The organism is Vreelandella vilamensis, from assembly GCF_031451755.1.
Lineage (GTDB): Bacteria > Pseudomonadota > Gammaproteobacteria > Pseudomonadales > Halomonadaceae > Vreelandella > Vreelandella vilamensis.
In genome coordinates this window covers 1-22,086 of record NZ_JARWAN010000033.1, presented here as the reverse complement: position 1 = coordinate 22,086, position 22,086 = coordinate 1, and the positions used below count along the sequence as shown (strand labels likewise).

Below are 22,086 nucleotides of genomic sequence, written 5' to 3'. Positions count from 1 at the left end.
TCGCTCAACCCGGTAAAAATGCACGAAATCGAGCGTAATAAACGGGCTGCTTAAGCGCAGCCATTTGGACAACTGGGTTGAAAATCACCGATAATATTTTCATTATTAATTCTCCTTAGCTAAAAAACGAGCTACAGTTTTTGTATGGCGCCGGATGCCGATACATTGATTATTTTTTTAAGGAGTTTTTTGTCGCTCGTTATTGCAACACGTAAGGGTTCTTCGTCGCTTCGTGTGGAATCGACATCGGCTGCCTGAAAAATTTGCACCTATTAAACAACAATTGCCTTACACAGGACGTTTCTGCATGCGCAGCAATGGACCGCTCAGTCAAACAGAACAGCCTCTCGCACCCGAAGACCTGCCGGTTTCGGAAACCGCTCTGCACCCTCACACCCCCGATGACAACCAGCGCTTGATGGACATCAGTGTCGTCGACTACGCAGAGCTCAAGCAAACGCTGGCTATGCGCGAGGCGCTTATCAATTCCCTGCCGGCAGGCGTCGCCCTTCTCGACATCGAGGGCAACATCATCGACGTCAACAGCCAGTGGCGGTCTTATGGCGTCGAAGGTGGTAACACGGACCCGTACTTCGGTGTTGGACAGAACTACCTCGCGATCTGCGAGCGCGCGATCTGCGACGTCGCCGGAGAAGGCACTGCCGAGGTCGCCGCCGGCCTGCGCGCCGTGCTGGCCGGCGAGCGCGATCACTTCACCATGGACTACCCCTGCCACACCCCGACCCAGTACCGTTGGTTCCGCCTGATCGCCAACCGCATAAACCAGGCTAACCACCCGGTCAAGGATGCCCAGGCAGTCGTCATGCACGTGGACATCACGGCACATCGGCAAGAAGAGAATCAGCTCCGTATCGCCGCCCGCGTGTTCGCGGACGCCGGCGAGGCCATTGCCCTGACGGACCCCGCCGGCCGCATCCAGACCATCAACAAGGCCTTTACCCGCATCACCGGCTATACCGAGCGTGACGCCCAGGGCGTGATCGTGGGCGACCTGCTCCGGTCCGGGCGCCACAGTCATGCTTTCTACGCAGCGATGTGGGAGAGCCTGACCCAGCGGGGCTTCTGGCAGGGCGAGATCTGGAATTGCCGCAAGAGCGGCGAGGTCTACCCGGAATGGCTCACGATCAATCGCATCGATGACGAGGAGGGCCAGGCCCAGCATTTCGTGGTGGTCTTCTCGGATATCACACAGCTCAAAAACTCCCAGAGCAAGGTCGAATACCTGGCCAATCACGACATCCTGACCGACCTGCCCAACCGCAGTCTCTTCCAGGATCGGCTCCAACAGACCATCGCCCAGGCTCGACGCAACGAGGAGCAGGCGGCCCTACTGTTTCTCGATCTGGATCATTTCAAGACCATCAACGACACCCTGGGTCACGGGGTAGGGGATCAGCTGCTGGTGCAGGTAGCCGCGCAGCTGCAAGAGCTGGTGCGCGATGTGGATACGGTCGCTCGGCTCGGTGGTGACGAATTCACGGTGGTCCTTGCCGGCTGCGATGCCGAGGTCGCCGGATTCATCGCGCAGCGCCTGGTGGCGAGCCTCGCCCGCACCTTCGTGATCGGCGGACGGAACCTGCGTGTCACGACCAGTGCTGGCCTGGCCTTGTACCCTCAGGACGGCGACGACGTGGACACGCTGTGTCGGGCGGCCGACATGGCCATGTACCAGGCCAAGGAGGATGGGCGCAACCGGCTGCGGTTGTACGAGCCTGGGCTGCAGCAGCGCCTCCTCGAGGGCACCGTTCTCGAGACGGCTCTCCGCCGGGCGCTTACCAACGACGAGCTGCGTCTCGTGTATCAGCCCCAATTCGACGCACGCGACCCCAAGCGGCTCGTGGGCGCCGAGGCCTTGCTGCGCTGGGAGGACCCCGAAATGGGGCCAATCAGCCCGGGGCAATTCATCCCCGTCGCCGAAAAATCTGACCTGATCACGGAACTGGGCCGACGGGTGGTTGCGCTCTTGTGTGAGCAAGTGGGCGCTTGGCAGGCCGCCGGTCTTACCCCACCCCCCATCTCCTTCAATGTCTCGCCCAAGGACTTTCGGGAGGCGCGATTTACCTCGGGGCTGCTCCAGGCCATGGCGCAACATGGCATCACCGCAAATCAGCTTCAGGTGGAGTTCACGGAGGGCACGCTCACTGACCGCTCTGACATCGTTTTCCGAGAGATTCAAGCGCTTCAGGAAGCCGGGGTGGACCTGGCCATCGACGATTTCGGGACCGGCTATTCTTCCCTGGAAAACCTCAAGCGGCTTCCCCTGGCCGAGCTCAAAATCGACAAAACCTTCGTGGACGGTCTGGGCGATAACGAGCACGATGAGGCCATCGCCCGGGCCAGCCTCGCCATGGCTCAGGCATTCGGGCTAAGAACCGTGGCAGAGGGCGTGGAAACTCCCTCACAACTTGCCTGGCTGCAGGCGCACGGCTGTGACCGCATCCAGGGGTTTCTTCTCGCTCGGCCCCTGGAAGCCGAGGACTTCCGAGCCATGCTTCATAACACCGACACCGCGGCGTAGAAGTGATGCTCACCAGGGAAAACACCCCTGCAGGAAGCGCCGCCGGCACCAGGCATTCCTCGCTGCGTATGGCATTGACACCTGCTGCCTGAACAATTTGCACCTTTTAAACAACAATTACCTTACTCAGGAAGTTCCCGCATGCACAACGATGGTTCGGTCACCCAGAGAGAGCCCCTTCTCGCACCCGATGACCTGCTGATTCCGAAAACCGGTCTGCAGAGTCACCACCGATGCCCACCGGTACTGCGGTGAAGTCAGTAGCTTTGACTATAAGGAGTACCGCTATGCGCGAGGCGCTTATTGACTCCCTGCCGGCAGGCATCGCCCTTCTCGATGCCGCAGGCAACATCATCGACGTCAACAGCCAGTGGCGGTCTTATGGCGTCGAAGGTGGTAACACGGATCCTCGCTTCGGGGTTGGACAGAACTACCTCGCGATTTGCGAGCGCGCGGTCGGCGACGTCGCCGGAGAAGGTGCTGCCGAGGTCGCCGCCGGCCTACGCGCTGTGCTGGTCAACAAGCGCGATCGCTTCACCATGGACTACCCTTGCCACTCCCCGGTCCAGTACCGTTGGTTCCGCCTGATCGCCAACCGCTTAGACCAGGCTAACCGTCCGGTCAGGGAGGCCCAGGCAGTCGTCATGCATATAGATATCACGGCGCAGCGGCGGGCGGAGGATCAGCTCCGGATTGCCGCCCGCGTCTTCGCGGACGCCGGCGAGGCCATCGTGGTGGCAGACCCTGCCGGCCGCATCCAGACCATCAATAAGGCCTTTACCCGCATCACCGGCTATACCGAGCGTGACGCGCTTGGCGTGACCGTGGGCGACTTGCTCCGATCCGGACGCCAAAGCCAAGCTTTCTACGAGACGATGTGGGAGAGCCTGACCCACCGGGGTTTCTGGCAGGGCGAAATCTGGAATTGCCGCAAGAGCGGCGAGGTCTACCCGCAATGGATCACGATCAATCGCATCGATGACGAGGAGGGACAGACCCAGTATTTCGTAGGCGCCTATTCGAATATCGCGCAGATCAAGGACTCCCACAGCAAGGTCGAATACCTGGCCAACCATGACGCCCTGACCGGGCTACCTAACCGCAGCCTGTTCCAGGATCGGCTCCAGCAGGCCATCGCCCAGGCCCGACGCAACGGGGGTCAGGCGGCTCTGCTGTTTCTCGATCTGGACTATTTCAAGACCGTCAACGACACCCTGGGTCACGAGGTGGGGGATCAGCTGCTGGTACAAGTGGCCGCTCGGTTGCGGGAGCTGGTGCGCGATGTGGATACAATCGCACGGTTCGGTGGCGACGAATTTACGGTGGTCCTCGCCAACTGCGATGCCGAGACGGCCAGATCCATCGCACAGCGTCTGGTGGCGGGCCTCCCCGGCACCTTCGAGGTCCGAGGTCGGAGCCTGCGTGTCACGACCAGCGCCGGCCTCGCTTTGTACCCTCAGGACGGGGATGACGTGGACACCCTTTCCCGGGCGGCCGACATGGCCATGTACCAGGCCAAGGAGGATGGCCGCAACCGGCTGCGGCTGTACGACTCGGGGCTGCACCAATGCCTTCTCAGGGAAGCCACCCTTGAGACGGCACTGCGCCGGGCGCTTACTAACGACGAGCTGCGGCTCGTGTATCAGCCCCAATTCGACGCGAGCACCCCTGAGCGGCTTGTGGGCGCCGAGGCACTCTTGCGCTGGCAGGATCCCGAGAACGGGCCGATCAGCCCGGGGCAATTCATTCCCGTCGCCGAAAAATCTGACCTGATCACGGAGCTTGGCTGGCGAGTGCAAGAACTGCTGTGTAAAGATCTCCAAAGATGGCTAGCAGCAGGGTTCGCCCCTCCCGTAATTTCCTTCAATGTCAGTCCCAAGACCTTTCGTGAAGGGCAATTTGCTGCCCGCCTGCACGAGGTCATGACCCGATACCACATATCGCCGGGCCAACTTCAGGTGGAGTTCACGGAGGGCACGCTCACCGATCGCTCCGACATCGTTTTCCAAGAGATTCAAGCGCTACAGAAAGCCGGGGTGGACCTGGCCATCGACGATTTTGGGACCGGCTATTCTTCCCTGGAAAACCTCAAGCGGCTTCCCCTGGCCGAGCTAAAGATCGACAAAACCTTCGTGGACGGCCTGGGCAACAACGAGCACGATGAGGCCATCGCCCGGGCCAGCCTCGCCATGGCTCAGGCATTCGGGCTAAGGACCGTGGCAGAGGGCGTGGAAACCCCATCACAGCTTGCCTGGCTGCAAGCACACGGCTGCGACCGTATTCAGGGGTTTCTTCTCGCTCGGCCCTTGGAAGCCGAGGACTTCCAAGCCATGCTTCATAACCCCGACACCGCAGCGTAAATGATCCCCCTATGGCTAGATGAATACGTTGATTACGGCCATAAGCATAAATTTAGACTTTCCTAATGTTGCACTCAGCATACCCGGGTGAATTCGGCTTTGCTGCGGAAAACCGACCGGGTTGAAGATATTACAAAACATCCTCTATGTTGATTGACGCCTTGTTTTTCAACCTCATCGTTCCGCCTATCCGATGTATACCCTAATGAAGTTTTTGCGACTGCCTGATTTGTGGCCGGAACACTCAGCAGAATGCCTTCTACTCCAGCCATAGCGAGGGACGAATTGCTTAACTTGCCTCTTATCGAGTTCACCGCTGAACCTTGATGAAGAACTCAGTCCAGACACTCCATATATTGCAAACGGTCAATGACCTCATCAGTCACGGGTTTGCTATTTTTCGCTGCGTCAGCATCAGGCGCCGGGTAAAGGCTAGCAAGAACAGGGCCGTCAGGATCAAAACGGCTGTAGGCGCCGGAGCGCTGTTGAGAAAGAAGCTGGCATAGGTACCGCCCAGCATTGACACTAGGCAGACCAACACCGACACCCAAAGCATCGTCTTGAACTGTCGCACTAGCAAGAAGGCGATCGCCCCCGGTGCGATCAACAACCCGATGGCGAGGATCAGCCCAACAGCGGATAGTGTCGCCACAATAGTCAGCGACAAGGCCGCCAGCAGGCCATAATGCAGCCAGTTCACGGGCAAGCCCGCTGCGCGCGCATGGGCCGGATCGAACGCGTGCAGCATCAGGTCTTTCCAGCGCAGCAACAGCGCACCACCAACACCCAAGGACACCAAACCGGCGGTCCAGATATCTGCAGCGCCGACCCCCAACATGTTGCCATAAAGGATGTGATCAAGGTGCATGTTCGTCTCAAGCGCGACATACATCAATATCCCCACCGCGAACATGCCTGAAAACACCACACCCATCACCGTATCGGGCTTGATACGACTGTTGTCGGCCAGGTACCCGGTAGTAACAGCGGTGAACATACCCGCCACGAACGCGCCCAGGATCAACGGCACACCGACGATATGGGCCAGCACGATCCCCGGCAGCACCGCGTGGCTGACCGCGTCACCCATCAGCGCCCAGCCCTTGAGCACCAGAAAGCACGACAGCATCGCAGTAGGCACCGACACGATCGCCGCAATCCAGAAGCCTTTGACCATGAAAGGGAACTGAAAGGGTTGCAGCAGCGTGTCTATCATGTCCGTCCCTCCAGTGCGGCGCGCGCCTTGCGTTTGTGGGCCAGCAGGCCGTGTTTTGGTGCCAGCAGGAAAGCCGTCAAGAACAACGCCGTTTGCAGACAAACAATAACACCGCCGGTCGCCCCATCGAGGAAATAGCTGGCATAGGCGCCGAAAAAGCTGGTTCCGGCACCGATAAAGACCGAAACGATCAGAAGCCGCTCGAACCGGTCGGTCAGCAGATACGCCGTAGCCCCCGGTGTCACTACCATGGCGATGACCAAAAACGCTCCCACTGTCTGCAGCGCCGCCACGACTGAAGCCGAGAGCAATACGAAGAACATCGCCTTCAGCGCCTGCGGGTTCAACCCCACCGAGCGCGCGTGGTTTTCATCGAAAAACACCACCATAAGGTCTTTCCACTTGGCTAGCAGCACCACCATCGACACGCCGCCGATGATCGCCAGTTGCAAGGTATCGCTTGGTGTTATCGCGAGAATGTTGCCCATGGTGATCGTTTGGATATCCACCCCCACCGGGTTGAGCGAGACCATGAACAGGCCTAGGCCGAAGAAACTGGTGAAGATCAGCCCGATGATCACGTCAAACTTCAGCCCAGATCGTTCGGTGAGGAACAGCATCGCTCCCGCCGCCAGACCACCGGCCAGAAAGGCCCCCAGCGCGAAGGGCAGCCCTAGCATATAGGCTCCAGCCACGCCAGGCACCACGGCATGGCTGAGCGCGTCACCGATCAACGACCATCCCTTGAGCATCAGATAGGCTGACAGGAATGCACAAACCGCCCCCACCAGCGCCGAGACCCACATCGCGTTGGTCATGTACCCATAGGAAAAGGGCTCCAGCAGCAGATTCATTTCTTTGCTTCCTTCACTGGTTTGAGCTTCTGGGTCTTGTCGCCGTATTGCACGAAGGGGCGTTCATCATCGGTCAGGATTCTGATGCTGCGGTCGTCGCCATCCTCGTGCAACGCACTGCCGCCCAGGGCAAATTGCCGCAAGACACCGCCGAAGGCCTCTTCCAGGTTCTTGGGCGTGAACACCTTTTCTGTCGGCCCATGCGCCAGCACTGTACCTTTCACCAGAATAGTTCGGTCGCAGAACTCCGGCACCGACCCCAAGTTATGGGTGGACACCAGCATCACCCGCCCCTCGTCGCGCAATTCCCTCAACAGGTCCACGATCTGCGCCTCGGTCTTGACGTCGACGCCGGTAAAAGGCTCGTCCAGCAGGATCACCTGGCCTTCTTGCGCAAGCGCACGCGCCAAAAACACGCGTTTGCGCTGGCCACCCGACAACTCGCCGATCTGGCGCTTGCGAAATTCAGTCATGGTAACCCGCTCCAGCGCCGCATCTACCGCCGCGCGGTCAGCGGAGCCAGGACGGCGAAAAAAGTTCATATGGCCGAAGCGGCCCATCATCACCACATCCTCGACCAGTACCGGAAAAGCCCAGTCGACCTCTTCGGCCTGGGGCACGTAAGCGACCAGGTTCTCCTTCAATGCCTGCCGCACCGGCTTGCCCAGAAGGGTGATCTCACCCTTAGCAACGGGCACAAAGCCCATGACCGCCTTGAACAGGGTGGACTTGCCCGCGCCGTTCACACCCACCAGCGCGGTGATGGTGCCGCGTGGCACCTCAAAGCTGGCATCCCACACGGCCGTGTGGCCATTGCGGTAGGTTACGGTGACGTCTTGCGCGCGGATACCAGTCACTTTTTTTCCTCCAAAGTCAGACCACTTACAATGGTTTCTGAGGTCACGCGCAGGAGATCGAGATAGGTTGGCACCGGGCCATCCGGTTCTGAGAGGCTATCGACATACAGCATCCCGCCGTAACGGGCATCAGTTTCGCGAGCAACTTGCTCGGCCGGACGCTGACTGACGGTACTTTCGCAGAACACTGCCGGGATGTCGTGTTCGCGCACCCCATCGATCACAGCGCGGACCTGTTGCGGTGTGCCCACCTGATCGGCATTCATTGGCCAAAGATAAAGCTCGTGCATATCGAAATCGCGAACTAGGTAGCTGAACGCACCTTCGCAGGTGGCAAGCCAGCGATCTTCGGCTGGAATTTGAGCAATGGCGACGCGCAATGGTTCGATCGTGGCGCGCAGCTCGGCCTGGTAGGCGTCAGCATTGGCGGCATAAATGGCCGCATTGTTCGGGTCAACCTTGGTCAGGGCCGCTTCGATATTGTCGATGTAGATGAGAGCGTTATCCAGACCCATCCAGGCATGGGGATTAGGCGAACCAGAATATTCGCCCTCGGATATGGCAATGGGGTCGATGCCTTCGGTGACCGTGGCCGAAGGTATGTCGCCCAAATTGTCTAGAAACTGCTGAAACCAAAGTTCTAGGTTCAATCCGTTATACAAGATTAGATCCGCATCAAAGGCGTTAACTAGATCACCGGGCGTGGGCTGATAGCCATGTACGTCGGCTCCCGGCTTAGTAATCGAGACGACATCAGCGGCGTCCCCAGCCACGTTTTGCGTCATGTCAGCGATGACGGTAAAAGTGGTGACGACCTTCAGACGCTCGGCCTGTGCGGGCAGGGCTATCGTGAGTGCCAAGGCTGCACCTAGAGCAGTTTTAGCTATTGAAAACATACGCGTAGCCTTTTGATTTTTTATGACAGAGTCCGGTAATGACAGCTACCGTTAACATGCGTGGCAACAATTCAGCTGTTTTTTGCGCTAATATTTTTTAGCCTACGCTCAAAAGATAGCAATTGCTAACTTATTAAAAAAGGGCTATTTCGAGTCGATGATGGGGCCCGGAGAGATCCCTCGTGCCGACGCCTTTTTCTGAGCGTGGACGGGACTGGTGGGTTATTTGATAGTGGCCTGAAAACGCAGGGATGCCGTTTGGCGGCATTTTCATTGTAGGGTTCGAGAGTATCTTAAATGAGGGAGCCGTACCGCAGTCATTGATCAACCGCGATTGGATTGCTTTTGCGCAAAACGCTGCATGATATCGAGTGTTTCCTCACTCACGTGGTGCTCCATTCCCTCAGCGTCAATGCGTGCTGTAGCGTCTTTCACGCCCAGTGCTCTAAGAAAGTCAAGGACGACTGCGTGGCGCTGCCGACAGCGATTAGCCATTTCGCGGCCCTGGTCAGTGAGGAAGATTGATCGGTAGGGTTCATTTTTGACGAATCCAAGCACGTTCAGGCGCCGAATCATGCGTGCCACGGTTGCCTGGCGCACACCCATGCGGGCTGCAATGTCTGTGGCACGGGCCTCGTCGTAGTGGTCCAGTAAATCCCCAATTAATTCGACATAGTCTTCTATCAGTTCCATATCATGGGCATCGCGTACTGCCTTGAACTGCTGGGAATGCTGATCGGAAGGAGGCAGGTCGCTGCAAACATACGTCGGGCGGACAACGTGTTTGGCTAGATCGTTTTTTTCAGTCATCACACAATATTACCTTGTTTGTACATATTCGACTAACTCAACTTGACGCTGACCTTTACGTACCCCCTTATTGGAAGGGCAATTTGGTTTCAAGTAGTGGATGGCTCGGCAGTTTGGCGCTACGGGAAGACGAAGACAAAGTCAGGCCAAACGTAGTGCGGCTTAGGCCAACGGTTCTAAAGGAGGAAAACCGCGAAAGATACAAGCATAAAATCTAAAGTTTCCTCATGTAGCGCCTGAATTCAAGCAATAAGCGCAATACCTGCGATGGCTTTTTCAGAGTAGTAGCAGTCTTCGACGGTTTTGCCCACTCGCTGCTTTGGTTGTTGGCGAATGGTTTGGTTCACGCCCAGAACGGTGTTTTAAAGCTTCACGCTCAGGAGCTCCCGCCAGTGGGTGGTGTAATGCGGCGTTCGCTGTTCTCTGCGCAGCGCCCAGGCGTTGTTTTGCCGAGGCAAACCCAGTTGAATCGGGTCTTCGGAGCGGTCGAGCAACATCACGCCCCTGTAGCCGGATAAAAGCCCCGCTGACGACATCAGATAATCAACGTGTTTCCACCTCTAGAGAAAGCAGCTCAGGCAGTCCCAGCGGATCATCGGCGTAAGTGTCCAGGCGACTTTCAGCAGGCAGAACAATACTCATGATCAGTTGACTGGCACGCCCTTCAAGAAGCGCCATTCCCCCCATCAATACTGCCTCCACTTCAGGCCCGAATACCATCCCATAACCTCTCGCCTGAGTACGGGCAACATCCAGAACCTGCTCTTCCGTAACGCCTTCAAGCGTGGCGGCCAGGGTAACAAGGCGGTTCACAAGCCCATGGTCATTCAGCGTCAATATCGCCTCCCCGCCGAGCAAGGTGGCATCTTCCAAAGGCACTCTATCGCTCAGAACGTCTACTGGCGTAACTCCTTCTGGCAATACAAGGGGTAGCTCAACGTTCAAACGCAACCCGAGAGCATCACGCAAGGCTATCTGACCATCGCCTCCCAGAAGGCTCTGGCTGGCCTGCTCTTCCCAGCGGGCAAGAAAATCGACATCGATGCCCAGCAGGCCCGTGCCATCGGTTAATACATTGGCAACCATACGCATTTGGGTGCGTTCTTCGGGTGGTGCCAAGGCAATCATTCGGTTGAGATCAAGCTCCAGAGATTCCACCTGAACTGACGCGGCGCCGTCGTTCAGGTCGCCATCCATGGACAACAAAGCCAGGCTGGCTGCCAGCGTATCGCTTTCAACGGTCAATCGCTCCAGCGACATGGCGCCGACTTGTTCGAGTTCCTCTTGCTGCAGGCCTTGAACATCTTCCGCCCGAAACCGTCCAACTATCAGTGAGACATCGCCTAGCTCATCAATGTTATTGCCTTGCATAGCCATATTGGTGAATTCAAGCTCACCAATGGCGCTCGCTGAGAGTGACTTTCCCTGAATACTTTCAATCGTCAACTGTCCGGCCCCCTGGTCCAACGAAAGCGTCTGCCACACCTCATCAGCCACGTCTGAATCCAGTGATACCACCAGGCCATCGATGGCAAACTGCGCCAACTCGAAAGAGGGGTCTTGCCAAGTTTTCTCAGTGATCACCGCCATCCCAGGCTCATCCAGTATCAAGCTTTCGATACTCAACAGCGGCTTGCCTGTCAGGGTGTCTTCAATCCGCATATTTTCCAGTTGTACATCGTCAGGGGCTTCATAATCGCCGTTGACCACATAACGCTCCACTAGAACGCGCTCGCCTTCCCGACCTTCGAACACAATATTTTCTGCTACCACTCGAGAAGCACGTGACGATTCACTTACCTTGCCTATACTCAGCTCGCCATGAGCAAAAAGCTCGCTAAGATCCGTTTCCAGTTGCTCAACACTGGCCTGCACCAAGGGTGATGCAAGTAGGCAGGCCGTCACCAGAGAAGTCGCAAAAGACTTAACGAAACAGGACATAACATCGCCTCGATAATGGAGTAGAGTTTGAGCATAGCACTGGAATATGAAGAAAAGTGACCCGACAACCTTGATGCACCATAGGCTAATATAGCTCCAGGGTCGCTCACGTCGACTCAATGCCCTAACCTCAGGCGACTTAGCTACCTGGTAACAATTGCCCATTAAAAGTGTTCGGTAATGCTGTAAATTGAGATCTTAGACTAAGTCGCTTGATAATCCTTAGTACGAACATCACCAACGAGACAGGCCTCTCACCTACTGAAGAGCCCCACTGCCAAGCTAGTAGGAGTAGCATACGCATGCACTGCACCAGATACTGCAACCCGCACGTACATAACATTCATGAAGAAATAGACATTTCGGAGCCGACCTTATGACACTTCAACTTGAACTTACGCCGTTGATCAGCCTCGCTGCCGGCATTGGCATACTGGTATTCCCCAAACTAATGAGATATATCCTCGCAGGTTATCTGATCATCATGGGCATTCTGGGCTTGACGGGATTTTCCTTTTAAATTGAACGCCCTTGGCATGAGCGCTACAGAAAAGCTTGCGTACAACTGACATGAACTGCACGGCCTCGTGGCCGTGCGCACTGCTGGATGGTGCCTGCTTCGAACATGATGGCCTAGCACCGCATCCTGAAACAGGAAAACACACCACAAAGGAAACGACATGAACAATATTGTGTATATTGTCGGTAGCTAAAACGCCACCCACCTTCCATCGGAGACGCCCCATGATGATCATCAAAGGGTTCGTGTTTCTCTTGCTCCTGACCGGTCACATCGCGCTAGCCAACGCCGATTACGCCGGTGCCATGCGTGACTACGAGCGACAGCAATACCGAGAAGCCATCCAGGAATTCCGCGAGCTCGCCCGCAGTGAGGACGCTGATGCCCAGTACATGCTAGGTCGCATGCACGAAGCCGGCAACGGCACCCCCCAGAATTTCGTCGAAGCGCACAAATGGTACAACTTGGCCGCCTCTCGCAGCCATCGCCATGCGGCTGACGCACGCAACGCGATCGCGGAACAAATGACCACACAGCAGATCGCCGAGGCGCAGCGGGCCGCGCGCAGCTGGCGACCGGAAACGACATCTTCTTCACAATCGACACCGGCATCGACGCAGGCGACAACAGCATCGCGGCCCGCCATCGAGACCCTCTCGGATCGCCAAGGTGTGGCCGAGATACAGCGCGAGCTCAATCGACTCGACTATGATGCTGGCCCGGCAGATGGCCTCATGGGAAGCCGTACCCGCAGTGCAATACGCCAGTACCAGACCGACGCGGGCCTTGCCGTCAATGGTCATGCCACATCCGACTTACTGAAACGCCTACGCCAGACGGAGCGACAGGAACAGGAGGTGGCGGCGCCCGCCCAGCCACAACCCACAGACTCGCCTCAGATAGCCATACAGGACGACTTCAGCGACGGTGATTTCCGCCAAAACCCCGCCTGGACGGTGCTCAGTGGGCGCTTCAGCGTCGATCGAGACGGTTTGCGCACAGTGGTCGAGGTTCCAGACGAGAACGCCTCAACATCACGCGGCCTGCGCTCTGAGAAGCCCGAGGAGATCGGCCTGGCCATGCTGCAGCTTGTTCTCGAGCAGATGGGCAACGTTCAACCCGAAGCGGCACCAAACGCCACGCAAACCGCCAGAATCTTTGTCTCGTCACCCATCCGCAACGCCTTCGAGATGGAACTGGCGCTGGCCTCCCGGCAGCAAGAAGGCAGCCTAGAAATGGGGGTCTTCCAAGGCAACCGCCCTGGCGGCGGATACCGTCTGGTCTATCACCCGGATTCAAATCCTGGCTTGAGCCTGATGAGATTGACCAGCAACAGCAGTGAGGTGATCGCCAGCAGCCATGATTCCCTCAACCTCGAGGACGGCAGCTTCCACACCCTGGTCTGGACCCGCAACCAAAACGGCGACATGCGAATCAGCGTTGACGGTCGGCTGGTCATCCAGGCACGCGACACAAGCTTTCGTGAGCCCTTCCAGGGCTTCGTCCTCGCCAATCATGGCGGCGACTTCAGCCTGAGCCGGATACGGGTCGAGGATTGACGAAGCAGCAGCGCTTCTCTCAAAAAACATGAAAGGGCCCATCAGGGCCCTTTCTTGTGAATAACGTTACGCAATATCTATTGAGATCATCTCTAACCCTCTATCGCAATCAACCGTTTTAGCGCGTAACCGGCCAGCGTGGCGTACCATCATGCTGACCCCGGGGCTTACTGCAGCATTCGTTCGACGTCGCTAACAATGCGGTGGCAATGCTGTAACTAAACGACCCCACACTGTCGCGCCTGATGAAAGAAACATGCTTCAAAGAACCTGAGGCAAACCGGATGTGTTTTTACAGCGCAGCCGAGAAAACAAACGGTGCGATATCTCCGACATCACCGTGAAGGTTCTACGTTAAGAATGCCCCGTGTGCGCCGAGTTTTCAGCCCTTGATGAAACTGGACGGCATCCGCCACAGCCTTGCAGCCAGGGTCATCCGGCAGGACATTGCACGCATTGACTGGATTCCCCGCCAGCACCTTGACGACAGCATGAGCGCTGTCGGCCAATGCCTGGGCGTTGTAGCCGCCCTCAAGCAGCACCACCAGACGGCCGTTGCACAATTCATCGGCCAGGTCACTCATGCGTTGGGCAAGAATGGCGAAGCCGGTTTCATCCATGGCGCAGACCATATCGAGGTAATGGCAATCGAAACCTGAGGAAACCAGGATAATATCCGGCTTGAATGCCTTTGCCGCCGGTTTGACCACCTCGTCGAATACCTTCAGCAGTGCCGCATTGCCGCTGCCCGGAGGAAAAGGAACGTTGAATTGGGAGCCAGCTCCCGCTCCCGCCCCGGTTTCATGCAGTAGGCCGCTGCCCGGATAGAACGGCGCCGCACAATGGCTATCAACCACCAGCACGGAAGAATCAGAGTAAAAGATTTCCTGCGTGCCATTACCATGGTGCATATCCCAGTCCCAGACCATCACTCGCTGATAGCCAAGGCTCTCACGTGCATGGGCAGCGGTCACCGCAAGGTTGTTGTACAGACAAAAGCCCGAAGCGTGATCGGAATGAGCATGATGGCCGGGTGGCCGAACGATACAGACCGCCCGCCGGGCCTCACCCGCCGAGATGGCCTCGACCGCGCTGATTCCCGCGCCGGCAGCCAGACGGGCCGCGTCCACACTACCCGGCGATACCGCTGTCGTATCCTGGGCCAGCCAGCAGGAGTCACCCTCTAACGACTCAATATGCGCAACATAGGTCTTGTCATGAACACGCTCAAGTTGAGCCGTGCTGGCTGCCGTCGGCAACATCCAGCGCACCCCTTCGATGGGATCAAGCATCAGTCGGTCGACGATCGCCGTCAGCCGATCCGGGCGCTCCGGATGACTGTAGGTTTCCAGGTTGCTGTTGGGATATTGCAGCGCAATCATCGCCTTGACGGCGTCAGTCCAGGCCGGATGACTGGGGTCCCATCCGTGTGGATTATGGCCGAGCATCCGCATGTCGTAGTAGGCCAATACTGGTGTTGTCATTGCGATCACCCGATTTGGAGCCGCCGGCATGGACGGCGATTAAAAGGCCGAAAACGCAGCCGCAGTGCGTACCGCATCGATATCATCGGACAGTGTCAGGGCGGTTTCTGAATGGGCCAGTGCCCTACGTGAATGTTTTTTAGCGGCCGCAGCCATCCGGGTGTCGTCGGCTTCGGCCAGGGCGCAAAAGGCTTTCTGCAGCCGGATAGATACCTCAACCATCCCCGCGCCGTCACGGGCGATGGCGGTGAAGGCATCGTCGAATAAATCATCGACCATCAACTCAGGAACCGACACACGGTCATAGGTGAAGACCTGCACTTTCTCCTTTTTAAGCGGGGATTGCCAAAGCGTAAACAGGCGTAACAGTGTGCCAATGACATTAATCGCAGTTCCTGGGTCATTGATGCCAGGCGATAACGCTTTATCGGCGATCTCGGACAACGCAAGGAGCCCAAAGCGTGGATCGTCTTCAAAGGTGCGGTTTGAGCCGACAGTGAAGGCGTTGGAAAAGGCGTCCGGCTCGAACCCTTCACTCGCCTCGATACGCTCTTCAGCGCACCCTTCAATACGGAGCAGCGGAAGGTGTGTGTGAACAAACGTACCAGGCAACGCAATCACCATCACGCGGCAATTGAGCGCTTCAGCGCTGGATTGTAACGCCTCCAGATCGATGTGCTGGACATAACCAACCGTCGACGAAAATACCGATACCCCCTTGCCCCCGACCTGGTTTGGGGGAGCTATCAAAGCCCCCAGCGTCGGCGCATGGCGACGGCGATCCAGCGCGTCGCTGGCGGCCTTTTCCACTTGTTCAATGGTGTTCACCACACGGCCCAGCCGGGCGATCCTGTCCACCCAGCGAACAAATGTGATGATGACAATGGCAAACACCAGAAGGGTAAGCACAAAGATCGCAAACCGGCCCGCGGATTCAAACATCTCGTTCTGGATGGCTATCAGGGAAACAATACTGAAGATGAAAGCACCGATAAACGCAGACAAAGCGTTCTGGGTAACGTCATCGGCAATCACAAGTGGGATGGAACGAGGTGTTGCACCGGCACTGGCGGATGCATAAGCGGCCACCATGGAGCCTACGGCAAACGTAGCGATCACCAACATGCTAGACGCCATGATGGATAGCAGGGATTCGACGGATTTCAGGGTAACGTCCGGTAGCATTCCGGAAAGGCCTACATTGTCAGCCAGTTTGGCAACAAAGGTACCACCAATAGAAAGCATGCAAAGGACCAACGGCCTGACCCACAGTCGCTCTTTAATCCGACTGAACATAAAGCGAAGCTTGTCTGTGCTTAACATGGTGCTCATGCCATCATTGCATCGTTGGCTATTGTGCGCAGGCGCTCTCAAGGATTGCCAGACAACTAGAGAGGATGCGCACGGCATACAGCATATTTAGGGGGCATCGGGCCAGCGACAGTCAACGCATCACCGGCACCGCCCCCTTCATACCGAGTCAGCACTATAACCGGGTTAGAAGTTATAACCCAGGCCTACCGTATAGGCCCAGATGCCTTCATCCTGGAACGCATCGGTAGCATCGTTGGTGTCGCTGAAAAGGAATTGATACTCTGCGCGCGCAAGGAAATAGGTCTTTGTCTGCACGTAGTATTTTAACCCCGCTTCCAAGCCGGCAAAGGCACTGTCATTGACTCCGTCGCCATAGATGCCGCCGAGGCTCGCACCGACGAAAGGTCGTGTTTGGTCGTTGAGAAATTGATAGTTGAGGTATCCACGGGTTGAGCCGTTCCAGAAATCATCCGTGACACCTTCACCCTCAATATCGGCATAATTCACACTCTGGCGGACACCGGCTACCATATCATCCTGCAAATACCAGCCCAAATCACCGGTTACGCCGAAGGTGCCGCTATTGAAGTCCCGGTCGTTACTGCCGGTTCCGGAGAGGGAGAGTTCACGGTCACCCTCGCGTGGGCCAAACTCAGCGGATTGTGCGGATACAGCCATGGGCAAAGCCCCTAGAAGACAGAAAGTGATCGCCGCAGTCTTGATTCTGATCATGGGAAGCTCCTTGCACACGTTATTCAAATTGGATTTCCGTGATGCGCCCATTCATACCGGACGCGGGCTTTAGCGCAGCAAATGGTGGTCAGTTTTCCGATGCCAGCGCACACCTCTAAGATAGAGGTTGATCACCCGCCCATCTGTTCGCAAGCACACACAAGGCGCCGAAAGAGCTTCAAGGGCTCCACCATCGGGTCATCATCGGTTTCACGGTCAGCCCATGGATGATGATCGAGAGTACAACCACCACCAGCGTGATGTGGATAAGTTCGAGAGCCAGTTCTTCCGGCAGGCCGAAGACTACGGCGAACATCAGATAGTAGAGGGAACCGATACCCCTTACCCCGAACCAACCCACCAGCATCCGCAGCCGCCAGGATGCGCCAGAACCCAGCAAACCAAGAAATACGCTGACCGGGCGAACGACCACAAATAGGAATAACCCAAGACCGACGGCCCGGAGGCTCCAAGAGTCGATAAATAACATGCCACCCAGCAGCACCACCAGCACCAGTTCGGACAAGCGCTCAAGGGGCTCCTTGAACGTCAGCGAGCCCTTCGACACCTCGCTGGGGGGCTGTAGGGTGGCTTCGCGCGGCTGACTGTAAGATTCTCCAGAGGCATCAAGACGCTGGTCCGGCTTTTCTGGCCGGGCCAGCGTCAGTTCCGATTGCCGCAACGAAATGGCGGTGACAAACACGCCCAGAAATCCCCAGCCATCGATCAGAAGGCACACGCCATACGTCAGGCCCATCAGGCCCAGGCCAAGGAAATCATCCAGCAATGGGCCTTGTTTTTCAGAAGATCGCTGCCCCCGGACAAGCTGTGCCAGCAGCCGCCCGGTCACAAGCCCAACCACAATCGCAGAGGCCGTTGACCACAAAACGTCCTTGAGAACCCAGCCTCCAAGCAATTCATTACTGGCCGGGGTGCCGAGCAACAATAGCCCCAGCATCACGAACGGAAAGGCGCTGCCATCGTTCATGCCCGCCTCACTGGTCAGAGTGAACCGCAGAGGGTCGGTATCGCCCATGTGCCGAACCTGAACGTCCGTTGCCAGCACCGGGTCGGTGGGCGCCAGTATGCCCCCCAACAGAATCGCCGCCCCCAGTGGCAGGCCAAGCAGGTAATAACCAAAGGCTGCCGTCAGGGCGACGCTGATGGTCATGGAGATGAACGCCAGGCGCAGCGGCACACGCCATACTTTCCATCTGAACGGCACAGGCATTTTCGTACCGGCAATAAACAGCGACAACAACACCGCAAGCTCGGCAAGCACTTCCAGCAAGTGCGCCTGTTTCAGCGGGTTAAAATGAAACACACCAAAAATAGACGGGCCCAGAAGCACTCCGACGCTCAAATAGATAATAGACGGTGTCAGATTAAGGCGCTGAAGAACCGGGGAGCGCAAACCCATCAGGATCAGCAGGGTTCCGATCACGACAAACCAGACGGCGTTGGTCAAAGTTATTTCCTCAGGTTCATAAATATTCCAGAAGACTTTTTCTATTGCCCAATTTGCCGTAAACAAAGAACGGCTTCTGTGCGCTACCCCACCTGAACTGGTCTGTGTTTGTTAACGCACAGACAACGCTGAGTTGTGAGTGCTATCGCGTGGTCAAAACGAATGGGATCGGTTACTTGATTACGTGCCGCACCACCAGGTGATCAGGAATACTGATGCCATTCCCACGGTGATATTGCCTCTCCATGGCGCCGCAGGTAATTCCCATAATGTTAACGGGCCGTATTCCACTAGACGGATGAAAAAACGGCCTACGCAAAGGAGCGAGGCCGGTGCTAGAGGGCACTGTGGGTCCCGAGCTATACTGCCAAAGAGGGGCCGTTCACAACCCCAATTCAACGTAAGCCAAGAAAGGAAAGTATCACCAGAACGATGACCACGGCACCAACAATATAGACAATCTGGTTCATAGGTAGATCCTCCGCCACTGATTGCTGAATTCTGGTTGCGCCTCATCCTTGTGGCGCATGATGTAACGTCCTGTTTCGGCGACTCCATTACCTCATCTGAAGTCAGTTTAGTTGTTTGGTTTTATTCGATCTGTGCGCTATCGCACTGAGTGCGCGAAAACCGGCATCGATTTATTTCTCGGGGCTTAAAAGCCCGATCAAGTTTCGGATCTAAGTGGACTCGCCCAAACCCTATTTTCGCTCCATGCCGTTACGGACTGATTTGACGCCCTTTATTTCGCGGGCCAGTCTGACGGCGGTGTCGATCTCGGCCTGTGAATTTACAAATCCTGACAATTGGACGACCCCCTTGTATGTTTCAACGTTAATTTCGGCGCTTTTCAATGTTGTTTCGTTAAAAATCACAGCCTTGACCTTCGCAGTGATCACTGTGTCGTCAATGTACTCACCGGTACCCGAACTTGACTCTGTAGAGGCACAGCCGGCGAACAAAGCCAGATGTTCACCCTGTCCAGGTTTGTGTTTGTTAACGCACAGACAACGGCTCGGTTTAAACGGAAGATAGTATGGCAGTAGCACGCAGTTCTATATAACGCGGGCTTCGGTGCGGTTAACCCACTATTTGGCCGCAGGGTCAAAGGAGCGAAAATGAATAAGGACACGATCGAAGGCAACTGGAAAGAACTTAAGGGCAAAGTGAAAGAGCAATGGGGAAAGTTGACCGATGACCGCCTTGACGAAGTTGCCGGCAAGCGCGAACAGCTGGCAGGCGAGATTCAACAAGCTTATGGCGTAAGCAGAGATGAAGCCGAGAAGCAGATCAAAGACTTCGAGGAAGCCACCAAGCGCTGAGATATTTGGTGGTGCCCACTGCCTGCAAGATTTTGCAGGCAGTGTTTTATTGACATTTTGACGTTAGTTAGTGCCCATCCAGAAACACGCCTTTTTAGTTAGTGCATTCACGCGCCAAGCTGCGACATTCCGTTTGCTCCAATACTCTCGACATCAGATCCCTGAAGTGCGGGATAGAAGTTAGTTGAATTGCCCATTTAGGCGACCGGCAATATCCTGGCGTAGAGCGCGCAATCCTGGTTATAGCACCCACAGGCGGCCTCAATCAGGCCGGGCCGGTCCAGCACGGTGATCTCACCCCGCTGATAACGAATAAGCCCACGCGTTTGCAGCGATATTGCTGCGAGCGTAATCCCGGCGCGCCTAACCCCGAGCATCATGGCCAGAAACTCGTGGGTCAGATGCAGCTGATCACAGCCAGCGCGGTCCTGGGTCATCAGCAGCCAACGGGCAAGTCGCGCTTCAATTCGATGGAAGTGGTTACACGCCACTGACCGAGCCAGTTGACACATCACGACGTAGATATAGTGTTTTAGGCGCTGGTGTAACACCGGGCATTTCAGCAGTAGCGCTTGGAAACTCACCGCATTGAGGCGAAAAGCCGTGCCTGCGCCTTGAACCAACGCAAGCAGCGGCGACTCATCAATGCCCAGCACCAGGGAGATGCCGAGCATGCCCTCTCGCCCTGCCATTGTGACTTCTATCTGATCGTCAGAATCGAGTTTAGAAATCAACGAGATAAAACTGTCGATAGGAAAATAAACGTGATTAATCGTCTCGGTGGGCTGTAACAGTACCTCACCAAACACCAGCTCAACGGTTTCGCAGACGGCTATAAACGCGTCTTGCTCGAAGGATGGGAGTCCTGCGAGCAGTTGATTGGCATTGGCAACGTGAAACATAGACGTCATATGCCTCTCCGGTGAGAAAACCTGGCAAACGGCACAATGACGAAAGCTATCATTTTGATGTCGCTGCAGAACTGTCTTAGATAATCGTCTAACAGTCGCTTCGGATATTAACATTGGATTGATCAAGCGTCGGGGCGCTAGCGTACATAGCGTGTTGATCCCTTTATCGGTTGGGCACGCTTTAATGATATTTAATTATTTTTCAACCAATTAAATAATATCCTTGTGGGTAAGTAGACGGTCGTACTCACGCTTGACCACTACGTAACACTCGCAGACGCGTTCTTCCAACCCCCGCCGATCTATCACTGTAATATGCCCCCGATGGTAGGTAATGAGCCCTGCCCGCTGAAGCTTCCCCGCCGCTTCTGTTACGCCCTCGCGACGAACACCCAGCATATTGGCGATCAGTTCCTGGGTCATTAACAGTTCCGTACCGGGCAGTCGATCAAGGCTGAGCAACAGCCAGCGGCAAAGTTGTTTATCGAGACTGTGGTGGCGATTGCATACGGCCGTTTGCGCCATCTGGGTAAGCAAGGCTTGGGTATAGCGCAGCATTAGTCGCTGCATCGACCCGGCACGGTAAAACTCATGTTTGAGTAATTTTCCCTTGAGCCGGTAAGCCACCCCGGCGCTTTGGACAATGGCACGGCTGGGCGTGGTTTCACCGCCCATAAACAGCGAAACACCCACAACCCCTTCATGGCCCACCACAGCGATTTCCGTTGAGGCGCCATCCTCCATCACGCAGAGGAGCGAAACAATGCAATCAAGCGGAAAGTAAACGTGGGTCATGGTCTGACCCGATTCACACAGCGATTGACCCAGCGTTAACGTGACTTTTTCCAGATCAGGCAGCAGGCGTGCCAACTCCTCTTTCTGCAGTAAGCCCAGCAGCCCATTTTTCTGATAATCGTGCGTTTCAAGCATTGAATATCCCCCTTATTCCCGGCTTTTACGCGGCGCCTCTATGCATTGACGAATGTCACCCGTATATCACCCGCTCTTGGCAATATTTTATACGCGATGCGAAATCGTTCGGCATCGATTGATAAGCACCACACGAAAAACACTGAACGCAACCGTACATCGCCATATTAAGGCAGGCGTTGATTGTGGGTGTCACCATAAAAAATAAGTGACGTCATAGTGAGTTTTCTCATCATGTTCGCCAGCGCACAGTCAACCGCTGACGTTGAGCTTAATGTCAATTTAGCCCGCCTCATTCATCGCGGCAGTGGTAGGGCCATTATTTAGCGCTTTACGTCTGCATGGTGGGCGCGTTGAGGCTATCGAACGACGT

At 56.1% G+C, this 22,086-nt stretch carries 19 protein-coding genes; 5 read left to right on the top strand and 14 right to left on the bottom strand.

Annotation, left to right across the window (positions count from 1 at the left end; translation table 11 throughout):
• The first annotated feature begins 307 nt into the window (after nt 1-307).
• Nucleotides 308-2,539 carry a sensor domain-containing protein gene (locus QC823_RS15045; RefSeq protein WP_309657157.1) on the top strand — a complete coding sequence of 744 codons (2,232 nt, stop codon included), beginning with the start codon at nt 308-310 and terminating at the stop codon, nt 2,537-2,539.
• A 287-nt stretch (nt 2,540-2,826) separates the two neighbouring features.
• A complete protein-coding gene (locus QC823_RS15040) occupies nt 2,827-4,899 on the top strand; it encodes a sensor domain-containing protein (RefSeq protein WP_309657156.1) in 2,073 nt (690 codons plus the stop codon).
• Between the two features lie 382 nt (nt 4,900-5,281).
• On the opposite strand, the gene QC823_RS15035 is transcribed toward QC823_RS15040, so the two are convergent.
• The 7 genes from QC823_RS15035 to QC823_RS15005 form a co-directional block, all read right to left on the bottom strand.
• Nucleotides 5,282-6,115, bottom strand: a complete 834-nt coding sequence (locus QC823_RS15035; RefSeq protein WP_309657155.1) for a metal ABC transporter permease — start codon at nt 6,113-6,115, stop codon at nt 5,282-5,284.
• Nucleotides 6,112-6,969: a metal ABC transporter permease gene (locus tag QC823_RS15030; protein WP_309657154.1), complete on the bottom strand. Its 858-nt coding sequence runs from the start codon at nt 6,967-6,969 to the stop codon at nt 6,112-6,114. The genes QC823_RS15035 and QC823_RS15030 overlap by 4 nt, the downstream gene beginning before the upstream one ends.
• Nucleotides 6,966-7,826 (bottom strand): manganese/iron ABC transporter ATP-binding protein, encoded by an 861-nt coding sequence (locus QC823_RS15025; RefSeq protein ID WP_309657153.1) that lies wholly within the window; start codon nt 7,824-7,826, stop codon nt 6,966-6,968. Before QC823_RS15025 ends, QC823_RS15030 begins: the two co-directional genes overlap by 4 nt.
• Nucleotides 7,823-8,686, bottom strand: a complete 864-nt coding sequence (locus tag QC823_RS15020) for a metal ABC transporter substrate-binding protein (protein ID WP_309657152.1) — start codon at nt 8,684-8,686, stop codon at nt 7,823-7,825. Before QC823_RS15020 ends, QC823_RS15025 begins: the two co-directional genes overlap by 4 nt.
• A 360-nt stretch (nt 8,687-9,046) precedes the next feature.
• On the bottom strand, nt 9,047-9,532 hold the full coding sequence (gene mntR, locus QC823_RS15015; RefSeq protein WP_309657161.1) for a manganese-binding transcriptional regulator MntR: 486 nt from the start codon (nt 9,530-9,532) through the stop codon (nt 9,047-9,049).
• Nucleotides 9,533-9,894: 362 nt separating this feature from the next.
• Nucleotides 9,895-10,029 (bottom strand): DUF4113 domain-containing protein, encoded by a 135-nt coding sequence (locus QC823_RS15010; RefSeq protein WP_309657160.1) that lies wholly within the window; start codon nt 10,027-10,029, stop codon nt 9,895-9,897.
• Nucleotides 10,030-10,075: 46 nt separating this feature from the next.
• Entirely contained in the window at nt 10,076-11,473 is a 1,398-nt protein-coding gene (locus tag QC823_RS15005) for a hypothetical protein (protein WP_309657151.1), read from the bottom strand.
• A 376-nt stretch (nt 11,474-11,849) separates the two neighbouring features.
• Between QC823_RS15005 and QC823_RS15000 the strand changes: the two genes are divergently transcribed.
• Both QC823_RS15000 and QC823_RS14995 read left to right on the top strand, forming a co-directional pair.
• Nucleotides 11,850-11,993, top strand: coding sequence for a DUF3096 domain-containing protein (locus tag QC823_RS15000; protein ID WP_309657150.1), 144 nt, complete (start codon nt 11,850-11,852; stop codon nt 11,991-11,993).
• Between the two features lie 224 nt (nt 11,994-12,217).
• Nucleotides 12,218-13,552, top strand: a complete 1,335-nt coding sequence (locus QC823_RS14995) for a peptidoglycan-binding protein (RefSeq protein WP_309657149.1) — start codon at nt 12,218-12,220, stop codon at nt 13,550-13,552.
• A 335-nt stretch (nt 13,553-13,887) separates the two neighbouring features.
• Here the strand turns inward: QC823_RS14995 and QC823_RS14990 are convergent, their stop codons facing one another.
• From QC823_RS14990 to QC823_RS14970, 5 genes are all read right to left on the bottom strand, one after another.
• Nucleotides 13,888-15,036, bottom strand: a complete 1,149-nt coding sequence (locus QC823_RS14990; RefSeq protein ID WP_309657148.1) for a histone deacetylase family protein — start codon at nt 15,034-15,036, stop codon at nt 13,888-13,890.
• Nucleotides 15,037-15,075: 39 nt separating this feature from the next.
• Nucleotides 15,076-16,332, bottom strand: a complete 1,257-nt coding sequence (locus QC823_RS14985; RefSeq protein WP_309657159.1) for a DUF2254 domain-containing protein — start codon at nt 16,330-16,332, stop codon at nt 15,076-15,078.
• 201 nt (nt 16,333-16,533) lie between these two features.
• Nucleotides 16,534-17,082, bottom strand: a complete 549-nt coding sequence (locus tag QC823_RS14980; protein WP_309657147.1) for an outer membrane beta-barrel protein — start codon at nt 17,080-17,082, stop codon at nt 16,534-16,536.
• A gap of 178 nt (nt 17,083-17,260) precedes the next feature.
• Nucleotides 17,261-18,550 (bottom strand): cation:proton antiporter, encoded by a 1,290-nt coding sequence (locus QC823_RS14975; RefSeq protein WP_309657146.1) that lies wholly within the window; start codon nt 18,548-18,550, stop codon nt 17,261-17,263.
• A gap of 701 nt (nt 18,551-19,251) precedes the next feature.
• On the bottom strand, nt 19,252-19,449 hold the full coding sequence (locus QC823_RS14970) for a BON domain-containing protein (protein ID WP_309657158.1): 198 nt from the start codon (nt 19,447-19,449) through the stop codon (nt 19,252-19,254).
• A 219-nt stretch (nt 19,450-19,668) separates the two neighbouring features.
• Here QC823_RS14970 and QC823_RS14965 point away from each other — a divergent pair, with 219 nt between their 5' ends.
• A complete protein-coding gene (locus QC823_RS14965) occupies nt 19,669-19,872 on the top strand; it encodes a CsbD family protein (RefSeq protein ID WP_309657145.1) in 204 nt (67 codons plus the stop codon).
• Nucleotides 19,873-20,069: 197 nt separating this feature from the next.
• Here the strand turns inward: QC823_RS14965 and QC823_RS14960 are convergent, their stop codons facing one another.
• A complete protein-coding gene (locus QC823_RS14960; protein ID WP_309657144.1) occupies nt 20,070-20,783 on the bottom strand; it encodes a Crp/Fnr family transcriptional regulator in 714 nt (237 codons plus the stop codon).
• 210 nt (nt 20,784-20,993) lie between these two features.
• Nucleotides 20,994-21,713 carry a Crp/Fnr family transcriptional regulator gene (locus QC823_RS14955; protein WP_309657143.1) on the bottom strand — a complete coding sequence of 240 codons (720 nt, stop codon included), beginning with the start codon at nt 21,711-21,713 and terminating at the stop codon, nt 20,994-20,996.
• Between the last annotated feature and the right edge of the window lie 373 nt (nt 21,714-22,086).

What these genes read in the sequence shown, in the direction of transcription:
- QC823_RS15005 (WP_309657151.1), bottom strand. Translation starts at nt 11,473, where the DNA reads ATGTCCTGTTTCGTTAAGTCTTTTGCGACTTCTCTGGTGACGGCCTGC.
- QC823_RS14985 (WP_309657159.1), bottom strand. Translation starts at nt 16,332, where the DNA reads ATGTTCAGTCGGATTAAAGAGCGACTGTGGGTCAGGCCGTTGGTCCTT.
- QC823_RS15040 (WP_309657156.1), top strand. Translation starts at nt 2,827, where the DNA reads ATGCGCGAGGCGCTTATTGACTCCCTGCCGGCAGGCATCGCCCTTCTC.
- QC823_RS15030 (WP_309657154.1), bottom strand. Translation starts at nt 6,969, where the DNA reads ATGAATCTGCTGCTGGAGCCCTTTTCCTATGGGTACATGACCAACGCG.
- QC823_RS14965 (WP_309657145.1), top strand. Translation starts at nt 19,669, where the DNA reads ATGAATAAGGACACGATCGAAGGCAACTGGAAAGAACTTAAGGGCAAA.
- QC823_RS14955 (WP_309657143.1), bottom strand. Translation starts at nt 21,713, where the DNA reads ATGCTTGAAACGCACGATTATCAGAAAAATGGGCTGCTGGGCTTACTG.
- QC823_RS15000 (WP_309657150.1), top strand. Translation starts at nt 11,850, where the DNA reads ATGACACTTCAACTTGAACTTACGCCGTTGATCAGCCTCGCTGCCGGC.
- QC823_RS14960 (WP_309657144.1), bottom strand. Translation starts at nt 20,783, where the DNA reads ATGACGTCTATGTTTCACGTTGCCAATGCCAATCAACTGCTCGCAGGA.
- QC823_RS15035 (WP_309657155.1), bottom strand. Translation starts at nt 6,115, where the DNA reads ATGATAGACACGCTGCTGCAACCCTTTCAGTTCCCTTTCATGGTCAAA.
- QC823_RS14995 (WP_309657149.1), top strand. Translation starts at nt 12,218, where the DNA reads ATGATGATCATCAAAGGGTTCGTGTTTCTCTTGCTCCTGACCGGTCAC.
- QC823_RS15045 (WP_309657157.1), top strand. Translation starts at nt 308, where the DNA reads ATGCGCAGCAATGGACCGCTCAGTCAAACAGAACAGCCTCTCGCACCC.
- QC823_RS15010 (WP_309657160.1), bottom strand. Translation starts at nt 10,029, where the DNA reads ATGTTGCTCGACCGCTCCGAAGACCCGATTCAACTGGGTTTGCCTCGG.
- QC823_RS14990 (WP_309657148.1), bottom strand. Translation starts at nt 15,036, where the DNA reads ATGACAACACCAGTATTGGCCTACTACGACATGCGGATGCTCGGCCAT.
- QC823_RS14980 (WP_309657147.1), bottom strand. Translation starts at nt 17,082, where the DNA reads ATGATCAGAATCAAGACTGCGGCGATCACTTTCTGTCTTCTAGGGGCT.
- mntR (WP_309657161.1), bottom strand. Translation starts at nt 9,532, where the DNA reads ATGACTGAAAAAAACGATCTAGCCAAACACGTTGTCCGCCCGACGTAT.